Origin of the sequence: Clostridium sp. ATCC BAA-442 (assembly GCF_964239415.1) — a bacterium.
GTDB classification, from domain to species: domain Bacteria; phylum Bacillota; class Clostridia; order Oscillospirales; family Oscillospiraceae; genus Flavonifractor; species Flavonifractor plautii.
In genome coordinates, this window is record NZ_CAXSQB010000001.1 from 164,926 (window position 1) to 175,332 (window position 10,407).

The window sequence follows — 10,407 nt, forward strand, 5'->3', positions numbered from 1 at the left end:
CCCCCCCCCCCCCCCCCGGGCGTTTCTGTCTCCTCTTGACAAATATACTCTTTGTTGTATACTCGATGTTGAATATTGAGTAAGGAGGAGACGCTATGACAAAGCTTCTGGTGCTGGGACTGCTGGACGGGGGGCCCATGTCGGGCTACGACCTTCAGCAGAAGCTGGGCGGGGCGGACGCGGAGCGGTGGGGCGGCGTGCTTCCGGGCTCCATCTACCACGCGCTCAAAAAGCTGGAGGGGGAGGGCTGCATCGCCCTGGCGGGGGTGGAGCAGACGGGCTACCGGCAGAAGGCGGTCTACCGGATTACCGAGGCGGGACGGAACCATCTGCACACCCTGATCGCCGACGCCCTGCGGACCTCCTCCGCCCTCTATCCCACCACACTCTACAGCGCCCTCTCCCTGGCAGACAAGCTGCCTCCGGCGGAGGTGCGGCTGGCCCTGGAGGAGCAGCGGCGGCGGCTGGAGGCGGAGTACGCCGCCCTGGAGCGGGGCCGCGCCGGCAATGAGGGACAGGAGGTGCCGCCCCTGGCCCGCATCACCATTGACAACATGGTGGACATCGTCCAGCGGCAGCGCAGATGCGTGGAGGAGCTGCTGGCGGCCGTGGGGGAGGCTCCATGAGGCCGGGGCGGTTCGGGCGGTACGCCATCCGCACGGCGGACGGGGTGCAGGAGGCGGCTTACCTCCCCATCGGCGGCATCGAGCAGTATATCCGCGTCCGGGGGCGGAGCCGTGCCAACCCGGTCCTGCTGGTGCTCCACGGCGGGCCGGGCAGCACCTTGGGGGCCACCGCCTGCCGGTGGCAGGGGGCGCTGGAGGCGGCGTTCACCGTGGTCCACTGGGATCAGCGGGGCAGCGGGAACACCTATTACCGGGACCCGGCCGCCCCGCCGCCCACTGTGGAGCGGCTGCTCTCCGACCTGGACGAGCTGGTGGACGCCCTGCGGGCCCGGTATGGCCGGGACAGGCTGTTCCTGCTGGGCCACTCCTGGGGAAGTCTGCTGGGCGGGCTCTATGCGCTCCGCCGCCCGGAGAAGCTCTCAGCCTGGCTCCCCGTCAGCCAGATGGTGGACTTCAAGCGGTCCGAGCAGGTATCGGCGGCGGAGGCCATCCGAAGGGCCCGCGAGGCGGGGCGGGAGAAGGAGGCGGAACGGCTGGCGCAGGAGCTGGAGCAGGTGCTGGCCCTGCGGCGGCTGGACCGGGCGGGGGCCGAAGCCCTGCTGCGGTTTCGCCGGCGGAAGGAGCGGTATCTGCCGCCCCAGTACGGCGGGCCGTCTCCGCTGGGGGGACTGGCCGCCCCGGAGCTGACCGGAAACGACCTGCGGTGGAAGCTCCGCTTTGACCGGATGCTGGCGGCCAACGCCGCCCTCTACGAGGAGCTGCTGGGGGGCCTGCTGTCAGTGGGAGCGGCCGCCCAGCATGGCGTTGAGCTCCGCCCGGGTACAGTGGTAGTCCCCGTCGCCGCTGCGGCGGTAGGAGCCGCGGGCCAGGTCGCCGCCGATGTAGACCGGGCGCTGGTCCCGCTCCGCCGGGGGCACCGTGATGGCCACGATATCCCCGCCGTCGACGTGGAGAACCTGGATGTCGCCGGGGGTGAGCAGGTTGGCGCTGACCACCCGCGGGTCCTGGAGCAGGGCGGTAAACTCGTCCACCAGCTCCCGGGGCTCCAGCAGCCCCTGCACCCGCAGGGTGTGGTCGGGCAGCTCCTCCACCCCCAGCAGGATGACGCCGCCGTAGGTGTTGGCAAAGGCGGAATAGGTCTCCCAGATGCTCCTGGGCAGCCCGCCGGTGGCCAGCTTGGCCTCCAGGCGGTTGTTTTCCCGGTAACGGCTGATCTGCTGGAAGTCAAACATGGGATGTCGCCCTCCTTTTGACCCTATTATAAAGGGGAAAACCGCCCTTGACAAGGGAGACATGTTCCTCCCCCCTCCGGCATATGTGTAACAGGGGGGTGTGGACATGGCCTTTGCCGAGCGATTGGGAAATTTCATCTGGAACCCGTGGCTGCTGGGCCTCTTTTTACTCAGCGGCCTGTATTTTTCGGTGCGGACCGGCTTCTTTCAGCTCTTTCACGTCCGGCTGTGGCTCAAAACCACGCTGGGCTCCCTGCTCCGTCCGAAGAGGCGGCGGGAGGGCGGGGGGCTTACCCAGCTCCAGGCCCTGTCCACCGCCCTGGCCTCCACCATTGGCACTGGCTCCATCGCCGGGGTGGCTACCGCCATCTTCTACGGCGGGCCGGGGGCGGTGTTCTGGATGTGGGTGTCCGCCTTTCTGGGCATGATGACCGGATGTGTAGAAAAGACCCTGGCGGTGCGCTACCGGGAGAAAAGCCGGGACGGCGGCTGGCAGGGCGGCCCCATGTGCTACATGGAGCGGGGAGTGGGCAGCCGGACGCTGGCCGCCCTGTTTTCCCTGTGCTGTGTGGCCGCCTCCCTGGGGGGAGGAAATGTGGTGCAGGCCAACTCCATCGCCGCCTCCCTGGAGGCAGCCTTCGGCTGGGACCGGCTGGCGGTGGGACTGGTGGTGGCCGTGCTGACCGGACTGGTGATCCTGGGCGGCATCGGGCGCATCGGGCGGGTCAGCGAAACCCTGGTGCCCTGCATGGCCCTTCTGTTTATCGGCGGCGGAGTGATGGTGCTGATCTGCCACCGGGCGGCCATTCCCGAGGCGCTGGAGCGCATCGTGACGGGGGCGATCACCCCCAAGGCGGCCCTGGGGGGCGGCATAGGGTACGGCATGGCCGCAGCTATGCGCTACGGCGTGGCCCGCGGTGTATTCACAAACGAGGCAGGCATGGGCTCCTCCGCCATCGCCCACGCCGCCTCCAACGTGCAGGAACCGGCAGAGCAGGGGATGTGGGGCATTTTTGAGGTGTTTATTGCCACTCTGTCGGTCTGTTCCATCACAGCCCTGGTGATCCTCACCTCCGGGGTGTACCAGGAGGATGCGGCCCTGCTGGCCATTCAGAGCGGCACCGTCACCAGCGCCATGGTGGGCGCGCCCCTGTCCGCCGCCGCCTTCTCCACCGTGTTCGGCCGCTTCGGGGTGGTCTTTGTGGCGGTCTGCCTCCTGCTCTTTGCCTTTACCTCTCTGCTGGGCAGCAGCTACTACGGGGAGCGGGGCCTCCAGTACCTCACCGGTACCGACCGCTGGCGCTGGCCCTACCGGGCGGCTTTCCTGCTGGCCGTGGTGGCGGGAAGCGTAGGCGACGTGGCCGTGGTGTGGCAGTTGGCTGATATCTTCAACGGCCTGATGGCCCTGCCCAACCTGTGCGCCCTGCTGCTCCTGTCGCCCGAGGCCCTGGGTCTGCTGAACGGCTGGATGGCGGTCAGAACAGACGGAGCTGCCCATCGCGGCAGGAGCAGGCGGGCAGGTCGGTAACGGTATCTCCGGGGCTAGGTACGCCGGTCAGCAGGGGACTGTCGGGGGCGTGCTCCGCCCGCCGTGCCGCTGTGCGGGCGGGGGAGCGGTTGGCATAGCAGTAGCGGCAGCCGGAAGGACAGGTGTCGTAGGCACCGATGTCCACGCTTTCACAGCAGCCGCAGCCGGGCCGCTGGCCCCGGTCGGGGCCCAGCCGCAGCGGCCCGCCGCACAGGCGCTCCAGCCGGGCCCGGTCGATACAGGCGGCCCGGCCGATGCCGTGGGCGGAGAAGTCCCCCGCCTCGCAGCAGGCCACAATTGACAAGTGATATTCCTTTGCAGTTTGCCCCAGCATGGCCGCCAGCTCCTGCATTTCCAGGGCATTTGGGGGCCGCAGGCCGCCCATGGGACGGCCGGGGTAGGGGTCGAGAAAGCTCACCGTCACCTGATCAGTGAACGGGGAAAGCGCTTTACAGAGCTTGCGGAACCGGGCCTCGTGCCAGGCGAGGCCGATGGCGTCGGTGAACAGAATGGGATCGTACCGCCACAGCACCCGCCCCCGCCCCAGGCGGCGGCCCAGGGCCTGAAAGGTCTCCACAATGGCCCGCTTGTCCCGCAGACCCGGTTCGATCTCCGGCCCGTAGGGGGTGAGGGTGAACTGAAACAGATAGCGGTAGCCCATCCCGTCCAGCTCGTCCAGCCAGGGGAGCAGCGGGGCGGGGTCTTTCGTCCAGAACACGATAGCGTCCACGACTGCGGGGGAGAGGGGGACCCGGCGGAGCTGGCCGGGGCGGTAGGGATTGCGCACCAGCACCTCGCCGGCGCGCAGGCGGCGGAGGAGCCACTCGGAGTACCAGCGGGGGATGTCGGTACGGCGGGAGATGGAGAGAATCACGGGGAATCACCTCGCAAAAAACGGGCGGACAGCACTGCTGTCCGCCCGCTGTGTCATGCGGCTGCGCCGGTCTGCGGCGCGGGGGAGGCAGAGGGCTCCGCCGGAACGGCAGAGCTGCCTCTGGTGTGGCTGGTGATGGTGTAGCCGTCCAGGATGAGCGACTCGCTGCCCTCCTGCGGGACCTCGTGCTCAATGGTGACGGAGTCGCCCACATTGAGGATCACGGCCACCTCATTCTGGGAGGCGGAGACGGAGTAGAACACCTCCTCGCCCTCCAGACGGATGAAGTAGTAGGTGTTGCCGTCCAGCACGGCGGAGCGGAGCTCGGCGATGACGCCGCTGGCCTCGGTCTGCGGCCGTTCCTCCGGCGTGGTGATGCCCTTGCTGCCCAGTAGCTGGACATACTTCTGCTCACACTCGGAGACGGTGGAGCCGGTGGCCACGATTTGGTATTGGGCCACATTGACCATGGCGTAGCTCTTGACCAGGTTGGTATTGTCCTTCAGGGGGATGAAGTAAGTGGGCTCGCCAGCGATATTGAGCAGCAGGGGGAAGGTGGCTATATACCCAAGATCCTGCACCACGCCCATGGCAGAAGCCTGAGCGGCCTTCTCTGTGGCGCCGGGCGCCGTATAGAACTTGGTCTCCTTGGTGCGCTGGTTGGACAGCAGGAAACCCAGGTTGGACTGGTCGGCGTTGGCGGAGGTGACGCCGGTATACATATAAACGTCGTCGTTGAGAGCGATATAGTTGGAGCCTTGGGTGGTGACGGTCACGTCCCGCTGGCCAAAGATGGAGTTGATGAAGCCGTTGACCAGGGTGCCGTGGTAGTCATACTGCTCCATGATGAGTTCGGGGGTGTAGACGTTGTCCACCCATGTGGGCACCTCCTCGTAGTAGGTGCTCTCGCCGGTGATGGCGTCCACCAGGACGGCCCCCTTGATGTCGGTGCCGCCGAAGAGGCCGATGGTCTTGACCACCCGGGGGGCGATCCACCAGGGGCGGCCGTCCTCGTCGATCTCGAACTGGGGCGTGCCGAACATGTAGGTGGGGTATTGGAAGCGCAGGTGGCGCACGATGTTGCGGTTGAGGGGCTCAGAGAAGGAGTATTTCATCCCTTCCTCCAGGCGCACCACAGTGGCCTCCTGGGTGACCATGTCCACGATGACATAGGCGGGCAGGCCCTGGGAGCGGTTGGTGAACCACTTGATGAGGTCGGCATAGGCGATGGGGGCGACCCGGACGGGGCGGCCCTGGTAGTTGATCTGGGTGGAGTCGTTGGAGTATTCAAACTGGCTGACCATGTCGCTGAGGGTGCCCATCTGGCGGTCGCCCAGGAAGTTGGCGGAGTCCTTGTCCAGGGTGGGGATCTCACTAAAGGAAATCTCGGCGATGTCCTCGGCGAAATTGCCATCCTCCACGGTGAGCAGATCCCGGTAGGCCGCGGCGCGGAAAAGGGGCATCGAGAGGATGGAGCCCACGATGGCCACCGCGATCAGGGCCAGAAACAGGATGCCCACAGGCAGGCACTGGGTCTTGATGAAGCGGAGGTACTCCTTGGGGCCTCCACCGCTGCTGACCACATTCATGCCGGAGGTGATCAGGGCGCTGACGACATACACCACACACAGGATGCCGATGAAGGTGTAAAAATCGCTGGACTGCAGGTTGATGGGGGGCAGGGCCACATAGAAGTAGAGGAAGCCCACCACAGCGGTGACGATCAGGTTGATCAGGATCTTCCCCAGCTTGCTTGCAGGGCCTCGGCGCTTCTTGGCCGGTTGCTGTTCCATAAAAACATTCTCCTTTTGTTCCGCGGGCCCGGAGGCCAAACGAACGGGATAAGGGTAGTATAGCCTAAAATCGGCTGAAAGGCAACGGCTGGCCGGAAATTGGAAGATTAAAAAAGAGTAAAGATCCGGTCGAATCTTTTTGTAAAGTTCTTGTAAATACCGTTGACGCGCCACTTTACATTCGGTATACTACTGCTGGCATTTGGTAAGAGATCAGAAAAAAGAATGTAAAAATGAGGGAATGAACGTGAACCTAGACATAAGCATTCTCCTGGGGCTGCTGGGCGGCCTGGCCCTGTTCCTTTACGGCATGCAGATGATGAGCGCCGGCCTGGAGGCCGCGGCGGGCAACCGCATGAAGGGCATTCTGGAGCGGCTGACCTCCAACCGCTTCCTGGGCATCCTGGTGGGCGCGGGCATTACCGCGGTCATCCAATCCTCCTCCGCCACCACTGTCATGGTGGTGGGCTTCGTCAACTCTGGCATGATGACGCTGAAACAGGCGGTGTGGATCATCATGGGCGCCAATATCGGCACTACCATCACCGGCCAGCTCATCGCCCTGGACGTGGGCGCCGTGGCTCCCCTGTTCGCCTTTGTGGGCGTGGCCATGGTGGTCTTTTTGAAGAAGCCCCAGATTCACCACTACGGAAATATTCTGGCCGGCCTGGGCGTGCTCTTTATCGGTATGGAGATGATGGGCTCGGCCATGGAGCCCCTGCGGGAATGGCCCGCCTTTGTCAATCTGGTGAGCACCTTCTCCAACCCCGTTGTCGGCATTCTGGCGGGAGCGGCCTTCACCGCTCTGATCCAGTCCTCCTCCGCCTCGGTGGGTATCCTGCAGGCGCTGGCCCTCAGTGGGGTAATCGGCCTGGACAGCGCGGTATACGTCCTCTTCGGACAGAACATCGGCACCTGTATCACCGCCGTTTTGGCCTCCATCGGCACCAGCCGCAACGCCAAGCGCACCACCATCATCCACCTGATGTTCAACGTGTTCGGCACCGTTTTGTTCACCGTCATCTGCATGGCCACGCCGTTGACCGGGTTTATGCAGTCCATGACCCCCGACAACCCGGCGGCGCAGATTGCCAACATGCACACCCTCTTTAATATTGTGACCACCCTGCTGCTGCTGCCCTTCGGCGGATATCTGGTGAAGATCGCCATGCGCATCCTGCCCGACCGCAAGGAAGACAAGGAGGAGGGGATGCACCTGGCTTTTCTGGTGCCTATGCCTGCCTCCAAGCAGGAGCACCCCATCGGCTTTTCCGCGATGTATGTCACCCAGATCCGCCAGGAGCTCAACCGCATGATGGGCATGGCGAAGGAGAACATCGCCACCAGCTTCCAGGCAGTGCTGGAGCGGGATGTAAAGCGCGTGGAGAGCGCGGAGGCCACCGAGGAGTATATCGACTATCTCAACAAGGAGATCTCCCAGTACATCTCCAACATCATCGTGCACGAAACCAACGAGAAGGACTCCACCGCAATCAGCGCCTACTTCAAGATCACTGGCAACATCGAGCGCATCGGCGACCATGCCATGAATATCTGCGAGTACACCCAGATGCTGGACAAGAAGAAGATTCAATTCTCAGAGGAGGCTCAGGAGGAACTGAGGACCATGGAGGCCGTATGCCTGGAGGTGCTGGACCTGCTGGAGCAGGAGAGCATCGAGCCCACCGACTGGCTCACCAAGGTTTCCGCGCTGGAGCAGCGGATGGACGACATGACTGAGGAGTATCGCCGCAACCAGATGAAGCGGATGAAGCAGGGCTCCTGCTCAGACGAGGCGTGCATCATTTTCTCCGAGCTGCTTACCGACTTTGAGCGCATCGGCGACCACGCGCTGAACATCGCCCAGGAGCGGGCGGGCATTGCCACCGAGGCCACCGACGCTTGACAAAAAGACCGTATCCCCGCCGGGGGACACGGTCTTTTTTTGTGGATCTCAGAGGGCGGCGCACTGGGCTTCGATGTCCGCCTCGCAGGCCTTCATGGCCTGGAGGGTGCGCTCCAGCAGGTCGTTGAGCTCCCAACCCAGGAGTTGGGCTCCCTGGGTGATGGTCTCCCGGGAGCAGCCGGCGGCAAACTTTTTGTCCTTGAATTTCTTGCGCAGACTGGACAGCTCCATGTCCTGCACGCTCTTGGAGGGGCGCATGAGGGCGGCTGCGCCGATCAGTCCGGTGAGTTCGTCCACGGCGAAGAGCACCCGCTCCATTTCGTGCTCCGGCTGGGCGTCGCCCTCCGTCATGCCCCAGCCGTGGCTGACTACCGCGTGGATGAGGGCCGGGTCCAGCCCGCGGGCCTCCATGATCTCACGCACCTTGACGCAGTGCTCCTCCGGGTAGCGCTCGAAGTCCAAGTCGTGCAGCAGCCCCGCTTGGGCCCAGAACGCCGCCTCCTCCCCGTAACCCAGCTCCCGGGCGAACCAGTTCATGACGGCCTCCACCGTCAGGGCATGGCGCAGGTGAAAGGGCTCCTCGTTATACTGCCTGAGCAGGGCCAGCGCCTGCTCCCTTGTCAGCTCCATGGTCCGACGCCTCCTTGAAAGAATAGTACCATCATACCACGAAAGGAAAGAATTTGTAAAGTGCATGGGGCGGGACTTGCCATCCGTCGGAAACCGTAATATACTAGGAGCATCCAAACATAAGGAGGGACCCATTATGAAGTATGAGATCATTGGTGAGCCCATGCCCGTTGTGGTGTGTGATCTGGAGGCCAACGAGGCCATGATCACCGAGCGGGGCTCCATGGTGTGGATGAGCCCCAACATGAAGATGGAAACCGGAGCCGGCGGTATTGGCAAAGCCTTCGGTCGCATGTTCTCCGGTGAGTCGATGTTTCAAAATACTTATACCGCCCAGGGCGGAGCTGGGATGATCGCCTTTGCCTCCAGCTTCCCTGGGTCCATTAAGGCGGTGGAGATTGACCCGGCCCACCCCGTAGTGGTGCAGAAAAGCGGCTTTCTGGCCTCTGAACAGGGGGTGGAGCTGTCCATCTTCTTTCAAAAGAAAGCGGGAGCTGGCTTTTTCGGCGGCGAGGGATTTATTATGCAGAAGCTCTCCGGCCGCGGCACGGCCTTTCTGGAGGTCGACGGCTATGCGGTGGAGTATGAGCTCCAGGCGGGGCAGAGCATGGTGGTGGACAGCGGCAACCTAGCCATGATGGATGCCACCTGCACCATTGACATTCAAATGGTGAAGGGCGTCAAGAATGTCCTCTTTGGCGGCGAGGGCCTGTTCAACACCGTGGTAACCGGGCCGGGCAAGATTCTGCTCCAGACCATGCCGGTCAGCGGGGTGGCGGCGGCGCTGGCCCCATTCTTCAACACTGGAAGCAAATAAATGGATACCCTGATGAGCCTGCCCATGACCGCCTCTGTCCTGACGGAGTATGGGGACTTGGAGGAGGCTTGCCGTTCCTGCGGCTGTGACGGCCTGGAGGTGGTATGGGGCGGTGAGGAACTGCCTTGCACGGTGCCGCAGGCGCTGCACGTGGGCTACCACCTGACCTTTTATCCAGATTGGCTGGATTTCTGGCGGGGAGACCGGGCCGCACTGACCGAGAAATTTGGCTCGGAGGAAGTGTGGCGGTCCTTTTACGGCGGCCCGGAGGGACGGGAGACCCTGCTGCGCCTCTACCGGGAGGATCTGGACCGAGCTGTGACGTGGGGGGCGCGCTATGTGGTGTTCCACGTGTCCGACGTGTCGGTGGAGGAGGGCTTCACTTACCACTGGCGGCACACACATGAGGAGGTCATCGATGCGGCGGCGGAGGTTATCAATCTCCTGCTGGGAGACCGGGCGTGGCCCTTCGACTTCCTGGTAGAGAACCAGTGGTGGCCGGGCTTCACCTTCACCGAGCCGGAGCTGACCCGCCGTCTGCTGGACGGAATCCGGGCTGAGCGCAAGGGGATCATGCTGGATATCGGGCATCTGATGAACTGCGACACCAGCCTGCGTACCCTGGAGGAAGGGGCGGACTATGTACACCGCATGCTGGACCGGCATGGAGGCCTTTGCCGGTACATCAGGGGGATTCATCTTCACTGCTCCCTCAGCGGGGAATATGTCCGGGCCCATACGGGTTTTCTTCCTCCGAGGTTGCCTCTGGACTATTTAAAGCGGTACGGCTTCGGCTACCGCCATATCCTGCGCATCGATACGCATCAGCCCTGGACTTCCCATGCCATCCGTGAGGTAGTGGAGCGCATCGGTCCGGACTATTTGGTACATGAACTCTCCGCACCTGACCGGGGGGCGCGGGAGGAGGCTATCCATATTCAAAACCGCGCCCTCGGACGTGGATAAAGCGGCGGGGGGGGGGGGGGGGGGGGGGGGGGGGG

Annotated in this window: 9 protein-coding genes and 1 pseudogene; 6 read left to right on the plus strand and 4 right to left on the minus strand. The window is 63.8% G+C overall.

Annotation, left to right across the window (positions count from 1 at the left end):
- Nucleotides 1-95 precede the first annotated feature (95 nt).
- A complete protein-coding gene (locus ACESY8_RS00945; RefSeq protein WP_054338818.1) occupies nt 96-626 on the plus strand; it encodes a PadR family transcriptional regulator in 531 nt (176 codons plus the stop codon).
- Nucleotides 623-1,078 (plus strand): annotated as a pseudogene (locus ACESY8_RS00950) (alpha/beta fold hydrolase); the annotation flags it as partial. The gene ACESY8_RS00945 and the pseudogene ACESY8_RS00950, both read left to right, overlap by 4 nt.
- 324 nt (nt 1,079-1,402) lie before the next feature.
- On the opposite strand, the gene ACESY8_RS00955 reads toward ACESY8_RS00950, so the two are convergent.
- Nucleotides 1,403-1,996: an AlbA family DNA-binding domain-containing protein gene (locus ACESY8_RS00955; protein WP_498794453.1), complete on the minus strand. Its 594-nt coding sequence runs from the start codon at nt 1,994-1,996 to the stop codon at nt 1,403-1,405.
- On the opposite strand from ACESY8_RS00955, the gene ACESY8_RS00960 reads away from it, so the two are divergent.
- Nucleotides 1,965-3,386: an alanine/glycine:cation symporter family protein gene (locus ACESY8_RS00960; RefSeq protein WP_288860065.1), complete on the plus strand. Its 1,422-nt coding sequence runs from the start codon at nt 1,965-1,967 to the stop codon at nt 3,384-3,386. The two genes, ACESY8_RS00955 and ACESY8_RS00960, sit on opposite strands and share 32 nt — an antisense overlap.
- Here ACESY8_RS00960 and ACESY8_RS00965 read toward each other — a convergent pair.
- Together ACESY8_RS00965 and ACESY8_RS00970 are read right to left on the minus strand one after the other, a co-directional pair.
- Complete coding sequence (locus tag ACESY8_RS00965; protein WP_257591458.1) at nt 3,334-4,260, minus strand: DUF1848 domain-containing protein; 927 nt, start codon at nt 4,258-4,260, stop codon at nt 3,334-3,336. The genes ACESY8_RS00960 and ACESY8_RS00965 overlap by 53 nt on opposite strands.
- A gap of 53 nt (nt 4,261-4,313) precedes the next feature.
- Nucleotides 4,314-6,053 (minus strand): hypothetical protein, encoded by a 1,740-nt coding sequence (locus tag ACESY8_RS00970; protein WP_054338820.1) that lies wholly within the window; start codon nt 6,051-6,053, stop codon nt 4,314-4,316.
- Nucleotides 6,054-6,294: 241 nt separating this feature from the next.
- Here ACESY8_RS00970 and ACESY8_RS00975 point away from each other — a divergent pair, with 241 nt between their 5' ends.
- Nucleotides 6,295-7,959, plus strand: coding sequence for a Na/Pi cotransporter family protein (locus tag ACESY8_RS00975; protein WP_034566337.1), 1,665 nt, complete (start codon nt 6,295-6,297; stop codon nt 7,957-7,959).
- A 48-nt stretch (nt 7,960-8,007) separates the two neighbouring features.
- Here the strand turns inward: ACESY8_RS00975 and ACESY8_RS00980 are convergent, their stop codons facing one another.
- On the minus strand, nt 8,008-8,589 hold the full coding sequence (locus ACESY8_RS00980) for a hydrolase (RefSeq protein ID WP_044943206.1): 582 nt from the start codon (nt 8,587-8,589) through the stop codon (nt 8,008-8,010).
- 136 nt (nt 8,590-8,725) lie between these two features.
- Between ACESY8_RS00980 and ACESY8_RS00985 the strand changes: the two genes are divergently transcribed.
- Together ACESY8_RS00985 and ACESY8_RS00990 are read left to right on the plus strand one after the other, a co-directional pair.
- The gene (locus ACESY8_RS00985; RefSeq protein WP_009259928.1) at nt 8,726-9,406 is read left to right on the plus strand and encodes a TIGR00266 family protein; all 681 of its coding nucleotides are present in this window, start codon (nt 8,726-8,728) and stop codon (nt 9,404-9,406) included.
- Nucleotides 9,407-10,372 (plus strand): sugar phosphate isomerase/epimerase family protein, encoded by a 966-nt coding sequence (locus ACESY8_RS00990; protein ID WP_054338821.1) that lies wholly within the window; start codon nt 9,407-9,409, stop codon nt 10,370-10,372.
- The last annotated feature ends 35 nt before the right edge of the window (nt 10,373-10,407 follow it).

What these genes read in the sequence shown, in the direction of transcription:
- ACESY8_RS00945 (WP_054338818.1), top strand. Translation starts at nt 96, where the DNA reads ATGACAAAGCTTCTGGTGCTGGGACTGCTGGACGGGGGGCCCATGTCG.
- ACESY8_RS00960 (WP_288860065.1), top strand. Translation starts at nt 1,965, where the DNA reads ATGGCCTTTGCCGAGCGATTGGGAAATTTCATCTGGAACCCGTGGCTG.
- ACESY8_RS00955 (WP_498794453.1), bottom strand. Translation starts at nt 1,996, where the DNA reads ATGAAATTTCCCAATCGCTCGGCAAAGGCCATGTCCACACCCCCCTGT.
- ACESY8_RS00970 (WP_054338820.1), bottom strand. Translation starts at nt 6,053, where the DNA reads ATGGAACAGCAACCGGCCAAGAAGCGCCGAGGCCCTGCAAGCAAGCTG.
- ACESY8_RS00975 (WP_034566337.1), top strand. Translation starts at nt 6,295, where the DNA reads ATGAACGTGAACCTAGACATAAGCATTCTCCTGGGGCTGCTGGGCGGC.
- ACESY8_RS00980 (WP_044943206.1), bottom strand. Translation starts at nt 8,589, where the DNA reads ATGGAGCTGACAAGGGAGCAGGCGCTGGCCCTGCTCAGGCAGTATAAC.
- ACESY8_RS00985 (WP_009259928.1), top strand. Translation starts at nt 8,726, where the DNA reads ATGAAGTATGAGATCATTGGTGAGCCCATGCCCGTTGTGGTGTGTGAT.
- ACESY8_RS00990 (WP_054338821.1), top strand. Translation starts at nt 9,407, where the DNA reads ATGGATACCCTGATGAGCCTGCCCATGACCGCCTCTGTCCTGACGGAG.